The organism is Pseudomonas sp. HP_01 (assembly GCF_055284355.1).
The window spans coordinates 42,019-62,492 of sequence record NZ_JBTOPV010000010.1 but is presented as its reverse complement, the minus strand read 5'-3'; the positions used below and the strand labels follow the sequence as shown (position 1 = coordinate 62,492).

Genomic DNA, 20,474 nt, shown 5'->3' with positions numbered 1-20,474 from the left:
TTTACCGGCCTAACGTACTACAGATCCTACAGGCGTGGCAGGCGGCGTCTGTAACCCTTTGTGAAACTTTGACTACACGATGTTGGTTACGCTCCCTTGATAAAGCCATTTGAAAAAAGCTATCGCTTGATCAAAGGCGCTCATCGCTTGCGGAGCCTTCTATGCCGCGAAAGCCTCGACCCAACAAATATTGCTCTCTTGAACGATCTCGCGACGACAACGGCTTGCGCATCTGCACCTTGTCGAACAGCTTGCGGATGTCCTTGTGGTACACGTCAAAGCCCTCACCCTGGAAGACCTTGATCAGAAAATCACCACCAGGGCGCAGTACACGGCCGGCCAGATCAAGCGCCAGCTCACAGAGGAACATTGCGCGTGGCATGTCCACAGCGCTCAATCCACTCATATTGGGGGCCATGTCGGAAATCACAAGGTCTACCTGTGTATTACCGACAGCCTCAAGGATCTGCGCAAGCACCTCATCCTGAGTGAAATCCCCCTGGATGAAGGTGACATCGGGGATGCTGTCCATTTCGAGGATGTCGGATGCAATCAGACGGCCCTGGCCACCAATCAGACGACTGGTCACCTGCGACCAACCACCGGGGGCTGCACCAAGGTCGATCACCGTCATGCCGGGGCGGATGATTTTGTCCTTCTCCTGAATCTCCAGAAGCTTGTAACTGGCGCGAGAGCGATAGCCATCCCGCTGCGCCATTTTGACGTACTTGTCGTCGAAGTGTTCTTTAAGCCAGTTATGGCTGGTTTTGGAACGTGCCACGGAGCACCTCAAAAAATTAGGACGAGTCGCGATTAACCGGGCGGTCCCGGACTCGCTCGGGTAAACTGGCCGCCGCTTTTTACAAGATCAGACGCAGAGGTCAGATTATGCCGCTCACTCAAGAGCAGAAGAAACAATACAAATCCATTGGTCACCATCTGAAACCGGTGTTGATGGTGGCGGACAATGGTCTGACTGAAGGTGTGTTGGCCGAACTGGAGCGCGCGCTGGGCGATCACGAGTTGATCAAGATCAAACTCAACATCCTCGACCGCGAAAGCCGCCTGGCAGCCATCGCTGAACTGTGCAAAGTCGGCAAGGCCGATCTGGTGCAGGTCATCGGCAAAATGGCGCTGATCTATCGCAAGAACCCGAAGGTCAACAAGCAGCTGTCCAACGTCCACCGTTTCAACTGATCCTGTCAGGTCAGCGACCAAACATCGCTGGCCTTTCGATTCGGTGCTCGCCTGCAAAGATGAGCGCCGACCCGGTCAGACCCCAGCTATACCAGAGCTGCGACCGCCGGCTCGGAGGGTCAGTCGCTGACCATCGAACCCGCTGGCTGAATCAACACCCGCGCAATGCGGGTGTCGATCATCAAACGTGACGCACTTCCACGATTTCGTACTCGATAACACCACTCGGTGTTTTCACAGCAACGACATCGCCCTCTTCCTTGCCAATCAACGCGCGAGCAAGCGGCGAACCCACCGAAATCTTGCCCAGCTTAAAGTCGGCTTCGTCCTCACCCACGATGTGGTAGGTGACGCGATCGTCCGTCTCCACGTTGGCAATTTCGACAGTCGTGCCGAAGATCACTTTGCCAGTGTGAGGGATCGTAGTGACGTCAATGATCACCTGATTCTGAATTCGGCCTTCGATGTCGCGGATGCGCGCTTCAACCATGCCCTGCTGTTCGCGGGCGGCATGGTATTCGGCGTTTTCTTTGAGATCGCCCAGCTCACGCGCAGTCCCGATGTCCTGGCTGAGCTTGGGACGAACTACCTTGGTCAGATGAGCGTGTTCCTCTTCCAGGGCGCGAGCGCCCTGAACGGTCATTGGATACTTGATCATGCTTTCAGTCCTGCATGTAGATCCTGCAAGCGACGCACGGTTTTTTCAGGACCGAACTTCAGTGCTTCACAGATGGCCTCGCCTGCAGCGATGGTCGTGGTGCAGTAGATCTTGTGCTGCAGGGCATTGCGGCGAATGGAGTAGGAATCCGCGATCGACTGGCGCCCTTCGGTCGTGTTGATGATCAGCGTGACTTCGTCATTCTTGATCATGTCGACCACGTGTGGACGGCCCTCGGTCACCTTGTTGACGCGGCGGACTTTCAGCCCGGCCTCTTCGATCAGGCGTGCGGTGCCTGCAGTTGCAACGATGTCGAAGCCCAGTTCGATCAAACTGCGTGCTACACCTGCCACCAGCGGCTTGTCGTCGTCACGCACACTGATGAATGCCGTGCCGCCAGTCGGTAACACTTCACTGGCGCCCATCTGGGCTTTCGCGAAGGCTTCGCCGAAGGTGTCACCGACACCCATGACTTCACCGGTCGACTTCATCTCTGGGCCGAGGATCGGGTCCACACCGGGGAATTTGGCGAATGGGAACACCGCCTCTTTCACGCTATAGAAGTTAGGGATGATCTCTTTGGTGAAGCCGAGTTCTTTCAGGGTTTTGCCAGCCATGACGCGAGCGGCGATCATCGCCAGCGAGACACCGATGCATTTCGACACGAACGGTACGGTACGGGATGCGCGCGGGTTGACTTCGATGACGTAGATGTCCTCGCCCTGCAATGCCAGCTGTACGTTCATCAGGCCGACAACGCCGAGCTCCAGGGCCATTTTCTTGACCTGATCACGCATTTCGTCCTGGATATGCGCCGGCAGCGAATACGGTGGCAGCGAGCATGCCGAGTCACCGGAGTGAACGCCGGCCTGCTCGATGTGCTGCATGATTGCGCCGATCACCACGTCGGTGCCGTCGCAGACCGCATCAACGTCCATTTCGATGGCGCAGTTCAGGAAGTGGTCAAGCAGCACCGGGCTGTCGTTGGACACTTGCACCGCTTCACGCAGGTAGCGCTTGAGCTCTTCTTCTTCGTAGACGATCTCCATCGCACGGCCGCCCAACACATAGGACGGACGAACCACCAGCGGATAACCGATCTTCGCCGCAGCGCGAATGGCTTCGTCTTCGCTGCGCACGGTAGCGTTTGGCGGCTGACGCAGGTTCAGTCGCTCGACCATTTGCTGGAAGCGCTCGCGGTCTTCTGCACGGTCAATGGCGTCCGGGCTGGTACCGATGATCGGCACGCCTGCGGCTTCCAGTGCGCGCGCCAGCTTCAACGGAGTCTGGCCGCCGTACTGAACGATCACGCCTTTCGGCTTCTCGACGCGGACGATTTCCAGCACGTCTTCCAGGGTCACTGGCTCGAAGTACAGACGGTCAGAGGTGTCGTAGTCGGTCGATACGGTTTCCGGGTTGCAGTTGACCATGATGGTCTCGTACCCGTCCTCACGCAGCGCCAGCGCAGCGTGCACGCAGCAGTAGTCGAACTCGATGCCCTGGCCAATACGGTTCGGACCACCACCCAGAATCATGATCTTGTCGCGATTCGTCGGGTTGGCTTCGCACTCTTCCTCGTATGTGGAGTACATGTACGCGGTGTCGGTGGCGAACTCGGCGGCGCAGGTATCGACGCGCTTGTAGACGGGCAGCACGTCCAGCTTGTGACGGTGCGTGCGCAGGTTTTTCTCGGTCACACCCAGCAGCTTGGCCAGGCGTGCATCGGAGAAGCCCTTGCGCTTCAGGCGATACATCAGGTCGCGGTCAATCGCCGACAGGCCGAGAGTTTTGACCTTCTCTTCGTCCTTGATCAGATCTTCGATCTGCACCAGGAACCAGGGGTCGATCATGTTCATGCCGAAAATCTGTTCAACCGTCATGCCGGCACGGAAAGCGTCGGCGACATACCAGATGCGCTCGGCACCCGGAACCGTCAGCTCACGCTTGAGAATGCTCATGCTTTCCGGATTGCTCAGGTCCAGCTTCGGATCGAGACCGCTGACACCTACTTCAAGGCCGCGCAGGGCTTTCTGCAGGGATTCCTGGAAAGTCCGGCCGATGGCCATGACTTCGCCGACCGACTTCATTTGAGTGGTAAGACGCGCGTCAGCTTTGGCGAACTTCTCGAACGCAAAGCGTGGCAGCTTGGTGACGACGTAGTCGATCGATGGCTCGAACGACGCCGGGGTTTTGCCGCCGGTGATTTCGTTCTGCAACTCGTCCAGCGTGTAGCCGACAGCCAGCTTGGCTGCCACTCGCGCGATCGGGAAGCCGGTAGCCTTGGAAGCCAGCGCAGAAGAGCGCGAGACACGTGGGTTCATCTCGATCACGACCATGCGGCCGGTGTCCGGGCAGATACCGAACTGAACGTTCGAGCCGCCTGTTTCTACGCCGATCTCACGCAGGACCGCCAGCGACGCGTTCCGCAGGATCTGGTATTCCTTGTCGGTGAGCGTCTGTGCCGGCGCGACCGTGATGGAGTCGCCGGTGTGCACGCCCATCGGGTCGAAGTTTTCGATGGAGCAGACGATGATGCAGTTGTCCTTTTTGTCGCGGACAACTTCCATTTCGTATTCTTTCCAGCCGATCAGCGACTCGTCGATCAGCAGCTCTTTGGTCGGCGACAGGTCGAGACCGCGGGCGCAGATTTCTTCGAACTCTTCACGGTTGTACGCGATGCCGCCACCGGTGCCGCCCATGGTGAAGGACGGACGAATGATGCACGGGAAGCCCAGCTTTTCGAGGACCACATTGGCCTCTTCCATGCTATGGGCGATACCGGAACGCGGGCACGCAAGGCCGATGGACTTCATGGCCTTGTCGAAACGCGAGCGGTCTTCAGCTTTGTCGATGGTGTCGGCGTTGGCACCGATCATTTCAACGCCGAACTTCTCCAGAACGCCTTCGCGCTCCAGATCCAGCGCGCAGTTCAGTGCGGTCTGGCCGCCCATGGTTGGCAGCAGCGCGTCAGGGCGTTCCTTTTCGATGATCTTGGCGACGGTCGCCCATTTGATCGGCTCGATGTAGGTCGCATCCGCCATGGCCGGGTCGGTCATGATGGTGGCCGGGTTCGAGTTGACCAGAATGACGCGGTAACCCTCTTCGCGCAGGGCCTTGCAGGCCTGGGCGCCGGAGTAGTCGAATTCGCAGGCCTGGCCGATCACGATCGGGCCAGCGCCAAGAATCAGGATGCTTTTAATGTCTGTACGTTTTGGCATGGGTTGTCACTCGAATCCTGTGTCAGTCGGCAAGCCGTCTTGAACATCTCAGGTGCCGGGCGGGCTATCGGACCTTGTCCGGTCCGCCGCGGCCACCTGCTCGCTACAGTCGCAAAGCAGCCTTAGCGGCGCTTGTCCATCGCTGTGATGAAACGATCGAACAGCGGCGCGACGTCGGTCGGTCCCGGGCTCGCCTCAGGGTGACCCTGGAAGCTGAACGCGTCCTTGTCGGTGCGCTCGATGCCTTGCAAGCTGCCATCGAACAGCGACTTGTGAATCGCGCGAACGTTGCTCGGCAAAGTCGCTTCGTCCACCGCAAAACCGTGGTTCTGGCTGGTGATCATGACCACGCCGGTGTCCAGGTCCTGAACAGGGTGGTTGGCACCATGGTGGCCCAGATCCATCTTGATGGTCCGAGCGCCGGACGCGAGCGCCAACAACTGGTGACCCAAGCAGATACCAAAGACTGGAATGTCAGTCTCCAGCACGTCCTTGATCGCCTGAATGGCGTAGTCGCAAGGCTCCGGATCACCAGGGCCGTTGGACAGGAAGATGCCGTCCGGCTTGAGCGCAAGCACTTCACTGGCCGGGGTCTGCGCCGGTACGACCGTCACACGGCAACCACGCTCAACCAGCATGCGCAGGATATTCAGCTTGACGCCGTAGTCCCAGGCGACCACGTGGTACTTCAAGTCGGCTGCGGCAACTTCGGGACTGCTGTCGGACTGCAGGTTCCAGACCGTGGAGCGCCATTCGTAGGCGTCTTTGGTGCTGACCTCCTTGGCGAGGTCCATGCCTTTGAGGCCCGGGAAACCTCGCGCTGCCGCGATGGCTGCTTCTTCGGAAATGTTGTCGCCAGCCATGATGCAGCCGTTTTGAGCGCCCTTCTCGCGAAGGATGCGCGTCAAACGGCGCGTGTCGATACCTGCGATCGCAACGGTTTTATTGGCCTTCAGATACTCGGCCAGCGGCATCTTGTTACGCCAGTTGCTCGCAACCAGTGGCAGGTCGCGAATCACCAGACCCGCCGCCCAGACGCGGTCAGACTCGGCATCTTCCGGCGTGGTGCCGGTGTTGCCGATGTGCGGGTAAGTCAGGGTGACGATTTGCTGGGCATAGGAAGGATCGGTAAGAATTTCCTGATAGCCGGTCATTGCGGTGTTGAACACCACTTCACCAACGGTTTGACCGTCGGCACCAATGGCTTCGCCGCGAAAAATGCTGCCATCAGCAAGGGCGAGTATGGCTGGCTTAGTCAAGAAGACCTCCCGTAATAAAGCCTGAAAGGGCGATCGCAGGTTGTAAAAAAGCGGAATGACGTATAGACACGTCACCCCGCTTTTTTCATAGAATTATCTGCGCGCTTTTAGTGGACACACTAAAGCTGTAGCTTACAGAAAGAGGTCTTTTTAATCCACCGCTAAAATTGCCCTGAGGGCTGGGGAGTGCGACGGGACATCGCGTAGCGGGTGTGCAATAGCGTGAAACTGCCGGCAGGATACAGGGAAAGCCCCTCTCCTGCCCGCATTGTTACCTGACACGACTCGAGCGCCGCTGGGCCTAGCGCAGATCGAGTACGTCCTGCATGTCGTAAAGCCCCGGCGCCTTGCCATCGAGCCACAGCGCGGCACGCACTGCGCCCTTGGCGAAGGTCATGCGACTCGACGCCTTGTGCGTAATTTCCAGACGCTCACCCTCAGCGGCGAACAGCACAGTGTGATCACCTACGACGTCACCGCCACGGACTGTGGCGAAGCCGATCGTCTCGCGCTCACGAACACCCGTGTAGCCCTCACGACCATAGACGGCGACCTTACTCAAATCACGCCCCAGGGCATTGGCAACGACCTCACCCATGCTGACCGCCGTACCCGACGGCGCGTCGACCTTATTGCGGTGGTGAGCTTCGATGATTTCGATGTCCGCGTCTTCACCCATCACTCGCGCCGCCAGATCCAGCAGCTTGAACGACAGGTTCACACCCACACTGAAATTGGACGCGAAGACAACAGGGATATCCCGGCTCGCCTCCACCAGCAAGCGCTTTTGTTCGACGCTCAAACCGGTAGTACCAATGACCATCGCCTTGCCCGCCTTGCGGCAAAACGCCAGGTTTTTCAGCATGACGTCCGGCAATGTGAAGTCGATCAGCACGTCGAACTCGTCGGCGACCTGCTCCAGATTACCGGTCAACTGAACACCGATGCGGCCCAGCGATGCGAGCTCGCCGGCGTCGGCACCGATCATCGTGCTACCGGGCCGCACGATTGCTGCTGTCAGTCCGGTGAGCGGAGCGCGATCCTGCACCGCCTCAATCAGGTTCTTGCCCATACGCCCGGCGGCGCCCATCACAGCAATGCGTCGCATGCCCTGCTCCTCAGAGATCGCCGAAGAAGCGCTTCACGCCTTCGAACCAGCCGCTGGCCTTGGGCGAATGAGAGCTGTCGCCGTCAAGGGATGCACGGAGCTCTTCGAGCAGTTCGCGCTGACGACGGCCCAGGTTGACCGGAGTCTCTACTGCCACACGGCACATCAGGTCGCCGGCGCCGCCACCACGCACAGGGGCAACGCCCTTGCCGCGCAGACGGAACTGCTTACCGGTTTGCGTACCTTCCGGGATCTTCAACTTGACTCGACCGTCCAGCGTCGGCACTTCCAGTTCGCCGCCCAGTGCAGCGTCGGTGAAGCTGATCGGCACTTCGCAATACAGATGCTTGCCGTCGCGCTGGAAGATCGCGTGTTCACGCACATTGATCACGACATACAGGTCGCCGGCTGGGCCGCCCTGGGTCCCCGCTTCGCCTTCGCCCGACAGACGAATACGGTCGCCGGTATCGACGCCTGGCGGCACCTTGACCGACAGCGTCTTGGACTCTTCGACACGACCTTCGCCATGGCAGGAGTCGCATGGATCGGAGATGATCTTGCCGTTGCCGTGGCAACGCGGACAGGTCTGCTGTACAGAGAAGAAGCCCTGCTGCATGCGCACCTGGCCAATGCCGCCGCATGTCGGGCAGGTGACCGGGGACGAGCCCTTTTTGGCGCCGCTGCCGTCGCACGGCTTGCAGTTGACCAGAGTCGGCACACGGATGCTGACGGTCGTGCCGCGCACTGCCTCTTCAAGATTCAATTCGAGGGTATAGCGAAGGTCGCTGCCACGCTGGGCACCGCCACGACCACCGCCGCCTGCGCGACCGCCGCCGAAGAAGTCGTTGAAGACATCACCGAAGATGTCGGAGAAGTTGGCGCCACCGCCGCCGAAACCGCCACCACCCATGCCTTGATCGACACCGGCATGACCGTATTGGTCATAGGCCGCGCGCTTGCTGGCATCGGATAGTACTTCGTACGCTTCGTTGGCTTCTTTGAAGGCGTCTTCCGAAGCCTTGTCACCCGGGTTGCGGTCAGGGTGAAATTTCATTGCGAGACGGCGATACGCCTTTTTCAGGTCCGCTTCGCTGGAGCCACGCTCCACTCCCAATACTTCGTAATAATCACGCTTTGACATAAATTTTCCGCACTCTTGAGGACGTCCGGCATGACCCTCCTGAGCCTGCCGAACTCGTTGAGCCCCTTTCAGGCCCGGACCCAACTCACGTCAATTAAACGATCCTGGTCTTGGTTCAACGGCCTTCGATCGACCGAGAAAAGCGGCTGAACAAGCCGGAGTGCAGGAGCATCCGGCTTTGCCACAAAGCTCGCGAATCAGCTTCGCAAGCTCGAAAATTTTGGGTGTTCCAGACACGCCAACGCGGGAGCAAGCTCCCGCGCGGCGACATCCTACCAGCGACCACTGGAAAGCGGTCAACCAGCGATCAAGTGAGCCTGCGCTTACTTGTGGTCTTTCACTTCTTCGAACTCGGCGTCGACAACATCGTCCGCCGGCTTGCTTTCTTCCTGAGCCGGCTGAGCACCGCCTTCAGGTTTTTCGGCTTGCTCGGCGTACATCTTCTGAGCGACCGGCGCGGAGACTTTCGACAGCTCTTCGATTTTGGCGTCGATGGCAGCTTTGTCGTCGCCTTTCACAGCGGCTTCAAGTGCAACCAGTGCGGCCTCGATAGCGGTCTTCTCTTCGGCGGTGACTTTATCGCCAGCGTCCGAGATCATTTTGCGAGTCGAGTGAACCAGCGCATCGCCCTGGTTTCGGGCAGAGGCCAGCTCTTCGAACTTGCGGTCTTCGTCCGAGTTCGCTTCAGCGTCGCGAATCATCTGCTGGATTTCTTCATCCGACAGACCGGAGTTGGCCTTGATCACGATCGACTGAGTCTTGCCAGTCGCCTTGTCTTTCGCGCCGACGTGCAGAATGCCATTGGCATCGATGTCGAAGGTCACTTCGATCTGAGGTACACCGCGTGGCGCTGGTGGAATCTCGGCCAGGTCGAACTTGCCCAAAGACTTGTTCTGAGCGGCTTGCTTACGCTCACCCTGCAGCACGTGAATGGTCACAGCGCCCTGGTTGTCATCGGCAGTCGAGAACACTTGCGATTTCTTGGTAGGAATCGTGGTGTTTTTCTCGATCAGCGCAGTCATCACGCCGCCCATGGTTTCGATACCCAGGGTCAGCGGGCTGACGTCCAGCAGCAGAACGTCTTTCACGTCGCCGGCCAGTACCGCACCCTGAATGGCAGCACCCATGGCCACGGCTTCGTCAGGGTTGACGTCTTTGCGCGCTTCTTTACCGAAGAACTCGGTCACCTTCTGCTGAACCAGTGGCATGCGGGTCTGACCGCCGACCAGGATCACGTCGTTGATCGCGCCGATGTCGATACCGGAGTCTTTCAGCGCAATGCGGCAAGGCTCGATGGTGCGTTGAACCAGGTCTTCAACCAGCGATTCCAGCTTGGCGCGCGAGATCTTCACGTTCAAGTGCTTGGGACCGGTGGCATCTGCTGTGATGTAAGGCAGATTCACGTCGGTCGAATTGCTCGAAGACAGCTCGATCTTCGCTTTCTCGGCAGCTTCTTTCAGACGCTGCATCGCCAGCGGATCACCTTTCAGGTTCATGCCGGATTCTTTCTTGAATTCGTCGACCAGGTAATCAATCAGGCGGATGTCGAAGTCTTCACCGCCGAGGAAGGTGTCGCCGTTGGTGGCCAACACTTCAAACTGGTGCTCGCCATCGACTTCAGCGATTTCAATGACGGAGACGTCGAACGTACCGCCACCCAAGTCATAGACGATGACAGTGTGATCGCCCTTCGCTTTGTCCATACCGTAAGCCAATGCAGCTGCGGTCGGTTCGTTGATGATGCGTTTCACGTCCAGACCGGCAATACGACCGGCGTCTTTGGTGGCCTGACGCTGACTGTCGTTGAAGTAGGCAGGAACAGTGATGACCGCTTCAGTCACCGTCTCGCCGAGGTAATCTTCGGCGGTTTTCTTCATCTTCTTCAGGATTTCAGCCGAAATCTGAGGAGGAGACATTTTCTTGTCGTTGACTTCAACCCATGCGTCGCCGTTGTCAGCCTTGGCGATTTTGTAAGGCACCATCTTGATGTCTTTCTGCACGACTTCTTCGTCGAACTTGCGACCGATCAGACGCTTCACCGCGTACAGGGTGTTGTGCGGGTTGGTGACTGCCTGACGCTTGGCCGATTGACCCACGAGGATCTCGCCATCATTGGCGTACGCAATGATCGAAGGGGTGGTACGAGCGCCTTCGGCGTTCTCGATAACCTTGGCCTTACCGTTTTCCAGAACCGAGACGCAGGAGTTGGTGGTCCCCAGGTCGATACCGATAATCTTGCCCATTTTTGAATCTCCCGAAACTTAAATTTGGTTGCCGCAACTGCATTTACAAATTGCGGTAATTCTTAAACGCTTGGCCTGTAAATGGGGGCCACTCAGCTAATTTCAAGCCTGCTCGTCAATAGACGGCGAAACAGGCGATGGCGCCTTGCTGACCACGACCATGGCCGGGCGAAGCAGACGACCATTGAGCTGATAGCCCTTCTGGAACACCTTGAGCACGCTGTTCGGCTCCACGTCGGCGCTCTCCTGCATCGCCATTGCCTGATGGTGCTCGGCATTGAACGGCTGGCCATGAGGGTCGATGGCTTCAAGGTTGTAACGCTTGAGCGTGTCGTAGAACATTTTCAGCGTCAGTTCGATACCTTCACGCATCGGCCGGATGCTCTCGTCATCCGAGTTCGACAGGTCCAGACCACGCTCAAGGCTGTCGACGATTGGCAGCAGATCGCTGGCAAACTTCTCAAGCGCAAACTTGTGCGCTTTCTCGACGTCTTGCTCGGCACGTCGGCGGACGTTCTGCAGATCCGCAGCCACACGCAGAGACTGGTCCTGCGCCGCCTTCAGCTGTTCTTCAAGCACTTGCACACGCGTTGCCAGATCATCTTGAGAAGTCGCCGCGTCGGCAGCCTGATCCTGGGCCTGCATGTCCGGGTTCTGTTCGTCAGCCATAAACTCTCTCCTTCTAATTACATCCGTGAGCTCAACTCACGCCTCTGCCCGGCTATATGGGGTCGTAATTTTCGGGTTCAAGGGGTTTGGGTGCAGGATCGGCTGAATAACCCTACAAATGTTCCGACATGAGTTCAGCGGCCATGGGCGGTGGCGAAATGCAGAATTGATGCTAAAAATTGGCGATGACCTTTTAAATCGAGCTAAGGCCGGGCATTGTCAGCCCAAAGCAAAACACTGTATAAATAACCAGACAAATTGTTTGGGAGCCGCTCTGATGCTGGTCCACCTGTCCATACATAACTACGCCATCGTTGAACATCTCGATCTCGAACTCGATCGCGGCATGAGCGTGATCACCGGGGAAACCGGGGCCGGCAAGTCGATCATGCTCGACGCGCTCGGCCTGACGCTGGGCGATCGCGCCGACAGTGGCGTGGTGAGGCCAGGTGCCGACAAGGCAGACATTCTGGCAACCTTCGACGTGTCGGATATCCCTGAAGCAAGCGCCTGGCTCAAAGAGCGAGACCTCGAAACAGACGGCCCCTGCATTCTGCGGCGTGTCATCACTGCCGAAGGCCGCTCACGCGCCTATATCAATGGGACACCATGCCCTCAGGGCGACCTGAAAGCACTTGGCGAGCTGGTCATCGACATTCACAGCCAGCACGAGCACCAGTCGCTGCTCAAGACCGATACCCATCGGCGACTGCTGGACGAATACGCGGGCGCCACTGACCTCGCCCGCCAGGTGCAACTGGCCTCTCAGCGCTGGCGGCAGACGCGTCAGGAGCTTGAACGTCTTTCCAATTCAGGCGACGAGCAGCGGGCCAAGCATCAGTTGCTGAGCTACCAGCTTGAAGAACTGGAAAGCTTGAGCCTTGGCGAAAACGAGCTCGAGCGCCTGGAACAGGAACACACCACGCTGACCAATGCCGAAAGCCTGCTGGGGATCTGCCGGCAAGTCGTCGAGCTGTGCAGTGAAAGCGATTCCGGCAATGCGCTCAACGCACTGACCGCCAGCCTCAACCGACTCAGCAGCGTGAACAACACGCCCGATGCACTCAATGAAGCAACCAACCTGCTTTCCAGTGCGCAGATTCAGGTCGAAGAGGCCGTCGGCGAGATCAATCGCTTCCTCGATCGTTTTGAAGCGGATCCCGCCCGCCTGCAGCAAATCGAAGAGCGCCTCGACACCATCTATACGCTGGCACGCAAACACCGCGTGCAGCCGACAGAAGTCGCGGCGCTGCATCAGAAATTGCTCGACGAGATCGAGACCCTCAACGCCAACGATGAAGCGATCGAGAGACTGGAACACGAGGTAGGTTCCTACGCGCGGCACTATCAAGAGAAGGCGCGCGAGCTGAGCGACTTGCGTCACCGTGCTGCGCCGGAGCTGGCCCACAAGGTCGAGCACGAAATTCAGCGGCTGGGCATGCCGGGCGGCCGCTTCAATATCGAGCTGCGCGAGAATGTAGACAAAGAGCTGTCACCCAACGGGCTGGAGCAGGTTGAACTGCTGGTCAGCGCCAACCCGGGTCAGCCGCTTAAGGCGCTGGCGAAAGTGGCATCGGGCGGGGAATTGTCGCGGATCAGCCTGGCGATCCAGGTGATCACCGCACAAACCTCTCGAGTTCCGACGCTGGTGTTTGACGAAGTGGACGTGGGTATCGGCGGCCCTACGGCTGAAATCGTTGGCCAACTGCTGCGCCGCCTGGGCGAACGCGGCCAGGTCATGACCGTCACTCACTTGCCGCAAGTCGCTGCCCAGGGGCATCAACACCTCTTCGTGCACAAGGTTCGTGAGGCGGATGTGACCCGCACGGCGGTGTCCAAGCTGAGCAAGAACGAGCGAGTGGAAGAAGTGGCGCGCATGCTGGGAGGGATCGATCTGACCAAAGAGTCGCTCGCGCACGCCAAGAAGATGGTGGTCACCTCCAAATCGTGAGGCCCATCACCACCTGATCTGGGCGTCGCCTTTCTGGCAGCATTCGACCGACAAATGCAGAAACAACAAAGGCGACCTGCGGGTCGCCTTTGTCGTACTTCACAAGAGGCTTACACCTTTTGCTTGCGTACGTAGAGCACTAGATTGTGATCAACCAGCTCGAAGCCGTGCTTGCTCACAATGGCTTTTTGCAGTTTTTCGATTTCTTCGTCGAAGAACTCGATGACCTCGCCGGATTCGACGTTAACCATATGGTCGTGGTGGCCTCCGTCAGCCAGTTCGAACACCGCATGGCCGCCGTCGAAATTGTGGCGAACCACCAATCCGGCTGCTTCAAACTGAGTCAGAACTCGGTAAACCGTTGCCAGACCGACGTCTTCGTTGGCCTCCATCAGCGCCTTGTAGACATCCTCCGCGCTCATGTGACGCTGCTGGGCAGAATCGAGCATTTGAAGGATCTTGACCCGCGGCAGGGTCACTTTAAGTCCGGCTTTGCGTAGTTCGCTATTTTCAACCATGGTCAGCTTTCTCGCAGACGCTGCTTCGCAGCTTCTCTTAATGCAGGTATGATCGGGGTTTACGTTGTCCCAGCCAAGATAGTGGAAGTCGCCCACCGATGCAAAACACCAAGCTCTTGCTAACCAGTTTCACCTTCGTGGGACTGCTCGCACTCGCCGGTTGTTCATTCCCCGGGGTTTATAAAATCGACATCCAACAGGGCAATGTCGTCACGCAGGACATGATAGACCAGTTACGCCCGGGAATGACCCGTCGGCAAGTAAGGTTTATCATGGGCAACCCCTTGTTGACCGACACCTTCCACCCTGAGCGCTGGGACTATCTGTACAGCCTGCAGCCTGGTGGTGGCGAACGCCAGCAGGAGCGCGTCAGCCTGATCTTCAATGGCAACGACCAGTTGGCAAGCTTGTCCGGTGACTTCAAGCCGGGTGTCAGCCGCGACGAGGCCATCCTCGGCAAGAGCAGCGACACAACTGTCACCCCCGAAAATCAAGGGACGCAGCCGCCGAAGGAAGAGCCACCGAAGCCTGGCTCGTTGCTTGAGCAGATTCAGAACGACGTCGACAAAGTCGAGACCGTGCCCGTGCCTTCTCAGGAGCCACTGGACACAAACCCGCGCTGATCCTTCGTTCCCTTCTGGAATCAGCCGTATAAAAAAGCCCGGAAACCCCGGGCTTTTTTACGTCTCTCAATCGACCCGATGAGAAAATTAAATCGGTTTTTGCGCCTTGCTGGCATTCGCCGCTTTTAAAGCACGCAGACGACGTACCTCTTTCGGATCAGCCAGCAACGGGCGATAAATCTCGACCCTGTCTCCGGCTTCCAGCGCGCGCTGATCGGGGTTGCCGACGAGCGTGCCGAAGATGCCCAACGGGCACTGTGCGAGATCCAGCTCAGGGAAGCGCTCGGCCATCCCCGATGCAAGAGCCCCGGCGCGTACCGATGTTCCGACGGGCAAGTCCAGCGCGAGCAACTCCTGACGGTCGACGGTGGCATAGACCACCTCGACGCGAATCATCGGCTCAGCCATGCAGCTCTTTGGCTCGCTGACAGAAAGCATCAACCAAGGTGTTGGCCGCCTGATTAAATAGCGGCCCCAAGGTTGCGCGGACGATCGAGCCGCTGTAGTCGAACGAAAGGTCCAGGCTGATCTTGCAGGCCTTTTCGTTCAGGGCCTTGAAGGTCCAGACGCCGTGCAACTGGCTGAAAGGCCCCTCCTCCAGGTTCATCTCGATGACCTGTCCCGGCGTCAGCGTATTACGCGTAACGAAGTGCTGGCTCAGGCCACCTTTGGCGATCTCGACACGCGCACGCATTGAGGTATCACTCTGCTCCAGCACGGTGCCGGCGGAACACCACGGCAGAAATTCGGAGTAGCGACTCACGTCGTTGACCAGGTCATAAAGCGCCTGGGCGGGATATGGCAAAAGGGCGGAACGTTGAATATGCGTAGTCATGTCAGCGTCATTTCCAAAGCTGAGCGGCAAAGACAATCAAGATGCCGATCGGCGCCACATAGCGCATCAAAGAGAACGTTAAAGCGAACAGAACCGGGCTGCGTACCGACAATTCGTCGCGTACCGCACCGCGTCCCATCACCCAACCTGCGAATACCACAAAACACAATCCACCCAGCGGCAGCATGATCCGCGAGGTGAAGAAATCGATCACGCCAAAGAAATCCAGCCCCGACGACGCTCCCCACTGATAGAGATGGAAGCCTGCGCCTTCGTTCACGAAAAATTTGGCCTGCTTCCAGATGTTGAACGAGAAGACCGTCCCAAGACCGACGAACCAGCAGATGAACGATAGCCAGAAAGTCACCCAGCCGCGGCGAACCTTTGTCCGCTCGACCAGATACGCGACCATGGGTTCGAGCAAAGAAATGGCCGAACTCCAGGCCGCGACCGCGACAAGGATAAAGAACACCACGCCCATGACGGTACCGAAGGCGACGTTACCAAATGCATACGGCAACGTAACGAACATCAGCCCTGGCCCTTCGCTGGGGTTCAGACCCGCCGCGAACACAATCGGAAACAATGCAAGGCCCGCCAGCAGCGACACGAAGGTATCGAGCAATGCCACGCCCACCACCGTCGCGCTGATCGATGCTTCTTTGGTCATGTACGCGCCGTAGATCATGATCGAACCGACGCCCACACTGAGCGAGAAGAACGCGTGGCCCATGGCAGGGAGCAGGCCATCGAGCAGCTTCTCCGGTGTGAAGTCGAACATGAAATGCACGCCTTCCATGAAGTGCCCGGTGGTCAGGCTGTAGCCCAACAGAATGACGATGAGTACGAACAGCAAGGGCATCAGGATGCGCAGGCTGCGCTCAAGGCCGGCGTTGACGCCCTTGGCGATGGTAATCGCCGACAGCAGCATGAACAGCGTATGCCAGCCCACCAGGCGCCACGGATCAGCGATCATCTCGCCAAAATAGGCACCGACACCGTCAGGCGTCACGCCTTTGAAATCGCCTTTGCCGACATCAATGATGTACTCGAGCGACCAGCCACCCACGACGCTATAGAAAGAGAGAATCAGCAGCGCGGTCACCATGCCGGCAAAAGCGCCCCACGACCACTTCGACGAATGTCCGGCCGCCAGTGCCAGCGATCGCAGCGCGTTGGCCGGGCTCTGCCGTGCGCGACGGCCGATGAGCGTTTCGGCGATCATCACCGGAATCCCGATTAGCGCGATGCACGCCAGAAACACCAGCACAAATGCACCGCCGCCGTAGACGCCGACCATGTAAGGGAATTTCCAGATGCTGCCCAACCCCACGGCAGAGCCGGTGGCAGCAAGGATGAACACCCAGCGACTGGCCCAACTCCCGTGAACCGAAACCTTGTCCGTCGACATCGTTGACACGTCCAACACGCAAAAAAGATCGCGCATTGTCCGGGATTCACTCCACGCGCTCAAGCACACAGCTTCAGCGTGCGAGCCCATAGCCGAGAAGCCCGTTGATCCCTATAATGCGTCACCTATGGCTAAGCTCAAGAAACATCCCACAGGGACCATCGCGCAAAATAAAAAGGCGCGTCACGATTACTTCATCGAACACAAGTTCGAGGCCGGTCTGGTCCTGGCTGGCTGGGAAGTAAAAAGCCTGCGTGCCAACAAGGTGCAGCTGGTTGACAGTTACGTGCTGCTCAAAGACGGTGAGGCCTGGCTGATGGGTAGCCATATCTCGCCACTGACGACAGCCAGTACCCACGTCATCGCTGATCCGACACGCACCCGTAAACTGTTGCTCAACAAGCGCGAGCTGGAAAAGCTGACGTCGTCTGTTCAGCAGAAAGGCTATGCCTGCGTGGCCCTTGCCCTTTACTGGAAGCAGCACTTGATCAAGTGCGAGATTGCTCTGGGCAAAGGCAAGAAGGAATACGACAAGCGCGACACCGAGCGCGAACGCGATTCCAATCGCGAGCTGCAACGCGCAGTGCGGAACAAGGGTAAGGAAGACTGATTCAGACTCTCCCGCCTGTTTCGGCAAGACCGGGTCTCGGCTGAGGCCCGGTAAAATGCACGTTCAGCAGCGCCGGCTGGTTATCAGCGGCACTCTCCCCATCGTGCGCAACATCACCTCTTCAAATCCGGCTGCGCCGCTCAGCCCGGGCAGTCCGCTGCACTTGCTGGCGCACTTCCTCCAGCACTTCCTGCACGTACAGCAAGTGACGGCTCGACACTTCTCGAGCGTCGTCCGCCCGCCCTTCGATAATCGCCAGGTACAACTCACGATGCTGATCAATCAGCATGTCGCGGGTTTCTGCGCGCTGTTTGTACATGCCGCCAATGTTGGTGACGACACTGCGCCGCAGCAGATCGAACAGACCGCGAATCGTATGCAGCAACACGGCGTTATGGCTGGCTTCGGCGATGGCGAGGTGGAAATTGGCGTCCGCCGCGCCCTCCTCCGCGCGGCTCACCTCCTCTGCACGGCTGTAGCAATCCTGCAACGCATCGAAGGCTTCGCGCAGCTGCAGCCGATCAACATCCGTCGCACGTATCGCCGCGTAGTAGGCGCATGAGGCTTCAAGGGTGTGGCGAAATTCAAGCAAGTCGCGCTGGGCTTCAGGACTGCTTTCCAGAAGATGAAGCAGCGGATCGCTGAACGTCGACCCGATGCTGTCGACGACGTAGTTGCCGCCTCCCTGACGGCTGACCAATAGCCCTTTGGCCGTCAGTTTTTGGATGGCTTCGCGCAGCGAGGGGCGCGACACACCAAACTGTTCGGCCAGCGCTCGCTCAGCCGGAAGACGACCGCCGGAGCGCAACGTGCCCTCCAGAATCATCCTTTCCAGCTGTTCGACAATGTCGTCGGACAAGCGGCGCTGACGCACCTGATCAAAGCCCATAACCCTTCACTCCACAACCCGGCTGCCCCGTCTGACGTAGCTGCGGGGCGCATATTCTCGCCGATCACGATCAGACATTCACCCGGCAGCTGTAGGAGAAATCGCCCTCTCAGGCGAAAAGCGGGCGAAATCCAGGCGAGCTGCTACGAAAGTTTACGCGTCATAAATTGACACACCGTCAGCAAGGCTTCTAACCTAGCTCCAAGACATTGTAAATTGGTATTACCAATTTACAATGCCGGCGATGGACGGCTTATCACTGTCCCACGCTGCAGGCACTTCCCGACGGCGGAACGCTTGAGCTGGTGAGCTGTGCGACTCGTTCGTCAGCGCCGACAGGAAGACAGACAAGCAGTTGTCACCTGCAGGAGCCGCGCACGTAAGACATGGACACCGGGCCTAACCAAAAACAATTAGGGGCCTCATACATGCAAACCTGGCAACAGCTCTACACACCTCTTGGCGGCCTGGGCCTTTCGGCGCTGGTGGCTGTCATTCCGATTATTTTCTTCTTTCTGGCGCTCGCGATATTCCGGCTCAAGGGCCACGTCGCAGGCGCCATCACGCTTCTGCTCGCCATACTGATCGCGATCTTCGCGTTCCATATGCCCGCCGACATGGCCGTCGCGTCCGCCGGTTACGGGTTCCTCTACGGCTTGTGGCCCATCGCGTGGATCATCATCGCGGCCGTGTTTCTCTACAAACTGACGGTGAAAAGCGGCCAGTTCGAGATCATTCGCAGCTCGGTCATGTCGATCACGGACGACCAGCGCCTGCAGGTCTTGCTGATCGGTTTCTGCTTCGGCGCGTTTCTGGAAGGAGCAGCAGGCTTCGGCGCACCGGTGGCGATCACCGCTGCCTTGCTCGTTGGCCTGGGATTGAACCCGCTGTACGCCGCTGGCCTCTGCCTGATCGCCAACACCGCACCGGTGGCGTTTGGCGCATTGGGCATCCCGATCATCGTAGCCGGTCAGGTGTCCGGCCTCGACCCGTTCAAGATCGGCGCCATGGCCGGTCGCCAATTGCCGCTGTTGTCGGTGTTCGTGCCGTTCTGGCTGATGTTCATGATGGACGGCGTGAAAGGCGTCAAGGAGACGTGGCCAGCGGCGCTGGTCGCGGGCGGCAGCTTCGCCGTCGTGCAATTTCTGACCTCCAACTTCATTGGCCCGGAACTGCCTGACATTACCTCGGCGCTGGTCAGCCTCGTGGCCCTTACCTTCTTCCTGAAAGTCTGGCAGCCCGCTCGCTCAGCCGACGCGCAAATCGTCGGTGCGTCAGGCGGTGCTGCGGTGATGGGAGGCGGCGCAGGTAATGCAGGCGGCTTTGGCCAGCCGCGCACCACCAAGAAATCGCCTTACTCGGCGGGCACCATCATCAAGGCGTGGTCGCCCTTCCTTATCCTGACCGTCGTCGTGACGATCTGGACGCTGAAGCCGTTCAAGGCGCTGTTCGCTGCCGGCGGCCCGCTGCAAGCGCTGACCATGAACTTCCCGGTGCCGCACCTGGATCAACTGGTCATGAAGGTGGCGCCGATTGTCGCCAATCCAACCGCCATGCCGGCTGTGTACAAGTTTGACCTGCTCGCTGCATCGGGCAGCGCGATTTTGATCTCGGCCATTCTGGCGATGATCGTACTGCGCATCAGCGCCAAAACCGGGCTGACCACCTTCAAAGAAACGCTGATCGAACTGCGCTGGGCCATCGTGTCCATCGGCATGGTGTTGGCCTTCGCCTTCGTCATGAACTACTCCGGGATGTCCTCGACGCTGGCCTTGGTCCTCGCCGGGACAGGCAGCGCGTTCCCGTTCTTCTCGCCGTTCCTCGGCTGGCTGGGCGTGTTCCTGACGGGCTCCGACACTTCCTCGAACGCGCTGTTCGGCTCGTTGCAGGCCACCACTGCACACCAACTGGGCGTCAGTGACGTGCTTATGGTGGCGGCGAATTCCAGCGGCGGTGTGACCGGCAAGATGATCTCCCCGCAATCGATCGCGGTGGCCTGCGCGGCGACCGGGCTGGTAGGTAAAGAATCCGACCTGTTCCGCTTCACCCTCAAGCACAGCATTTTCTTTGCCACGATCGTTGGCTGCATCACCTACGCCCAGGCGTACTGGTTCACCGGCATGCTGGTTCATTAATCAGACGAG

At 58.6% G+C, this 20,474-nt stretch carries 18 protein-coding genes; 5 read left to right on the top strand and 13 right to left on the bottom strand.

Going from position 1 to position 20,474, the window contains the following annotated elements; genetic code table 11:
• Nucleotides 1-130: 130 nt before the first annotated feature.
• Entirely contained in the window at nucleotides 131-781 is a 651-nt protein-coding gene (gene rlmE, locus ACYAR8_RS07775; protein ID WP_065987607.1) for a 23S rRNA (uridine(2552)-2'-O)-methyltransferase RlmE, read from the bottom strand.
• Between the two features lie 107 nt (nucleotides 782-888).
• Here rlmE and ACYAR8_RS07770 point away from each other — a divergent pair, with 107 nt between their 5' ends.
• On the top strand, nucleotides 889-1,197 hold the full coding sequence (locus tag ACYAR8_RS07770) for a YhbY family RNA-binding protein (RefSeq protein ID WP_074888472.1): 309 nt from the start codon (nucleotides 889-891) through the stop codon (nucleotides 1,195-1,197).
• Between the two features lie 181 nt (nucleotides 1,198-1,378).
• On the opposite strand, the gene greA is transcribed toward ACYAR8_RS07770, so the two are convergent.
• The 7 genes from greA to grpE all read right to left on the bottom strand — a co-directional run bounded on the left by greA (nucleotide 1,379) and on the right by grpE (nucleotide 11,493).
• A complete protein-coding gene (gene greA / locus ACYAR8_RS07765; protein ID WP_037015137.1) occupies nucleotides 1,379-1,855 on the bottom strand; it encodes a transcription elongation factor GreA in 477 nt (158 codons plus the stop codon).
• Entirely contained in the window at nucleotides 1,852-5,073 is a 3,222-nt protein-coding gene (gene carB, locus ACYAR8_RS07760) for a carbamoyl-phosphate synthase large subunit (RefSeq protein ID WP_074888468.1), read from the bottom strand. The genes greA and carB overlap by 4 nt, the downstream gene beginning before the upstream one ends.
• Before the next feature lie 122 nt (nucleotides 5,074-5,195).
• Nucleotides 5,196-6,332 carry a glutamine-hydrolyzing carbamoyl-phosphate synthase small subunit gene (carA, locus tag ACYAR8_RS07755; RefSeq protein WP_463579547.1) on the bottom strand — a complete coding sequence of 379 codons (1,137 nt, stop codon included), beginning with the start codon at nucleotides 6,330-6,332 and terminating at the stop codon, nucleotides 5,196-5,198.
• A 301-nt stretch (nucleotides 6,333-6,633) separates the two neighbouring features.
• Complete coding sequence (gene dapB / locus ACYAR8_RS07750; protein ID WP_108118909.1) at nucleotides 6,634-7,440, bottom strand: 4-hydroxy-tetrahydrodipicolinate reductase; 807 nt, start codon at nucleotides 7,438-7,440, stop codon at nucleotides 6,634-6,636.
• Nucleotides 7,441-7,450: 10 nt separating this feature from the next.
• Complete coding sequence (gene dnaJ / locus ACYAR8_RS07745; protein WP_463579546.1) at nucleotides 7,451-8,581, bottom strand: molecular chaperone DnaJ; 1,131 nt, start codon at nucleotides 8,579-8,581, stop codon at nucleotides 7,451-7,453.
• A 323-nt stretch (nucleotides 8,582-8,904) separates the two neighbouring features.
• Entirely contained in the window at nucleotides 8,905-10,824 is a 1,920-nt protein-coding gene (dnaK, locus tag ACYAR8_RS07740) for a molecular chaperone DnaK (RefSeq protein WP_074888458.1), read from the bottom strand.
• A gap of 102 nt (nucleotides 10,825-10,926) precedes the next feature.
• Nucleotides 10,927-11,493: a nucleotide exchange factor GrpE gene (gene grpE / locus ACYAR8_RS07735; protein ID WP_074888454.1), complete on the bottom strand. Its 567-nt coding sequence runs from the start codon at nucleotides 11,491-11,493 to the stop codon at nucleotides 10,927-10,929.
• Between the two features lie 277 nt (nucleotides 11,494-11,770).
• Here grpE and recN point away from each other — a divergent pair, with 277 nt between their 5' ends.
• Complete coding sequence (recN, locus tag ACYAR8_RS07730; protein ID WP_074888451.1) at nucleotides 11,771-13,444, top strand: DNA repair protein RecN; 1,674 nt, start codon at nucleotides 11,771-11,773, stop codon at nucleotides 13,442-13,444.
• Between the two features lie 110 nt (nucleotides 13,445-13,554).
• Here recN and fur read toward each other — a convergent pair whose 3' ends face one another.
• On the bottom strand, nucleotides 13,555-13,962 hold the full coding sequence (gene fur, locus ACYAR8_RS07725) for a ferric iron uptake transcriptional regulator (protein WP_065987616.1): 408 nt from the start codon (nucleotides 13,960-13,962) through the stop codon (nucleotides 13,555-13,557).
• A 98-nt stretch (nucleotides 13,963-14,060) separates the two neighbouring features.
• Here fur and ACYAR8_RS07720 point away from each other — a divergent pair, with 98 nt between their 5' ends.
• Nucleotides 14,061-14,585 (top strand): outer membrane protein assembly factor BamE, encoded by a 525-nt coding sequence (locus ACYAR8_RS07720; RefSeq protein ID WP_074888447.1) that lies wholly within the window; start codon nucleotides 14,061-14,063, stop codon nucleotides 14,583-14,585.
• An 87-nt stretch (nucleotides 14,586-14,672) separates the two neighbouring features.
• Here ACYAR8_RS07720 and ACYAR8_RS07715 read toward each other — a convergent pair whose 3' ends face one another.
• Genes ACYAR8_RS07715 through ACYAR8_RS07705 form a run of 3 tightly spaced genes read right to left on the bottom strand, consistent with a single transcriptional unit; the run spans nucleotide 14,673 to nucleotide 16,831 of the window.
• Nucleotides 14,673-14,993, bottom strand: coding sequence for an RnfH family protein (locus ACYAR8_RS07715; RefSeq protein ID WP_463579545.1), 321 nt, complete (start codon nucleotides 14,991-14,993; stop codon nucleotides 14,673-14,675).
• Nucleotides 14,986-15,420, bottom strand: coding sequence for a type II toxin-antitoxin system RatA family toxin (locus ACYAR8_RS07710; RefSeq protein WP_074888440.1), 435 nt, complete (start codon nucleotides 15,418-15,420; stop codon nucleotides 14,986-14,988). Before ACYAR8_RS07710 ends, ACYAR8_RS07715 begins: the two co-directional genes overlap by 8 nt.
• A 7-nt stretch (nucleotides 15,421-15,427) precedes the next feature.
• The gene (locus ACYAR8_RS07705) at nucleotides 15,428-16,831 is read right to left on the bottom strand and encodes a sodium-dependent transporter (protein WP_074888707.1); all 1,404 of its coding nucleotides are present in this window, start codon (nucleotides 16,829-16,831) and stop codon (nucleotides 15,428-15,430) included.
• Between the two features lie 127 nt (nucleotides 16,832-16,958).
• Between ACYAR8_RS07705 and smpB the strand changes: the two genes are divergently transcribed.
• On the top strand, nucleotides 16,959-17,441 hold the full coding sequence (gene smpB / locus ACYAR8_RS07700; RefSeq protein WP_065987620.1) for an SsrA-binding protein SmpB: 483 nt from the start codon (nucleotides 16,959-16,961) through the stop codon (nucleotides 17,439-17,441).
• A 121-nt stretch (nucleotides 17,442-17,562) separates the two neighbouring features.
• Here the strand turns inward: smpB and ACYAR8_RS07695 are convergent, their stop codons facing one another.
• Nucleotides 17,563-18,330 carry a GntR family transcriptional regulator gene (locus ACYAR8_RS07695; RefSeq protein WP_410935993.1) on the bottom strand — a complete coding sequence of 256 codons (768 nt, stop codon included), beginning with the start codon at nucleotides 18,328-18,330 and terminating at the stop codon, nucleotides 17,563-17,565.
• 428 nt (nucleotides 18,331-18,758) lie between these two features.
• Between ACYAR8_RS07695 and ACYAR8_RS07690 the strand changes: the two genes are divergently transcribed.
• Nucleotides 18,759-20,465 carry a lactate permease LctP family transporter gene (locus tag ACYAR8_RS07690; RefSeq protein ID WP_463579544.1) on the top strand — a complete coding sequence of 569 codons (1,707 nt, stop codon included), beginning with the start codon at nucleotides 18,759-18,761 and terminating at the stop codon, nucleotides 20,463-20,465.
• The last annotated feature ends 9 nt before the right edge of the window (nucleotides 20,466-20,474 follow it).

What these genes read in the sequence shown, in the direction of transcription:
- ACYAR8_RS07770 (WP_074888472.1), top strand. Translation starts at nt 889, where the DNA reads ATGCCGCTCACTCAAGAGCAGAAGAAACAATACAAATCCATTGGTCAC.
- greA (WP_037015137.1), bottom strand. Translation starts at nt 1,855, where the DNA reads ATGATCAAGTATCCAATGACCGTTCAGGGCGCTCGCGCCCTGGAAGAG.
- carB (WP_074888468.1), bottom strand. Translation starts at nt 5,073, where the DNA reads ATGCCAAAACGTACAGACATTAAAAGCATCCTGATTCTTGGCGCTGGC.
- dapB (WP_108118909.1), bottom strand. Translation starts at nt 7,440, where the DNA reads ATGCGACGCATTGCTGTGATGGGCGCCGCCGGGCGTATGGGCAAGAAC.
- dnaJ (WP_463579546.1), bottom strand. Translation starts at nt 8,581, where the DNA reads ATGTCAAAGCGTGATTATTACGAAGTATTGGGAGTGGAGCGTGGCTCC.
- dnaK (WP_074888458.1), bottom strand. Translation starts at nt 10,824, where the DNA reads ATGGGCAAGATTATCGGTATCGACCTGGGGACCACCAACTCCTGCGTC.
- grpE (WP_074888454.1), bottom strand. Translation starts at nt 11,493, where the DNA reads ATGGCTGACGAACAGAACCCGGACATGCAGGCCCAGGATCAGGCTGCC.
- recN (WP_074888451.1), top strand. Translation starts at nt 11,771, where the DNA reads ATGCTGGTCCACCTGTCCATACATAACTACGCCATCGTTGAACATCTC.
- fur (WP_065987616.1), bottom strand. Translation starts at nt 13,962, where the DNA reads ATGGTTGAAAATAGCGAACTACGCAAAGCCGGACTTAAAGTGACCCTG.
- ACYAR8_RS07720 (WP_074888447.1), top strand. Translation starts at nt 14,061, where the DNA reads ATGCAAAACACCAAGCTCTTGCTAACCAGTTTCACCTTCGTGGGACTG.
- ACYAR8_RS07715 (WP_463579545.1), bottom strand. Translation starts at nt 14,993, where the DNA reads ATGGCTGAGCCGATGATTCGCGTCGAGGTGGTCTATGCCACCGTCGAC.
- ACYAR8_RS07710 (WP_074888440.1), bottom strand. Translation starts at nt 15,420, where the DNA reads ATGACTACGCATATTCAACGTTCCGCCCTTTTGCCATATCCCGCCCAG.
- ACYAR8_RS07705 (WP_074888707.1), bottom strand. Translation starts at nt 16,831, where the DNA reads ATGTCGACGGACAAGGTTTCGGTTCACGGGAGTTGGGCCAGTCGCTGG.
- smpB (WP_065987620.1), top strand. Translation starts at nt 16,959, where the DNA reads ATGGCTAAGCTCAAGAAACATCCCACAGGGACCATCGCGCAAAATAAA.
- ACYAR8_RS07695 (WP_410935993.1), bottom strand. Translation starts at nt 18,330, where the DNA reads ATGGGCTTTGATCAGGTGCGTCAGCGCCGCTTGTCCGACGACATTGTC.
- ACYAR8_RS07690 (WP_463579544.1), top strand. Translation starts at nt 18,759, where the DNA reads ATGCAAACCTGGCAACAGCTCTACACACCTCTTGGCGGCCTGGGCCTT.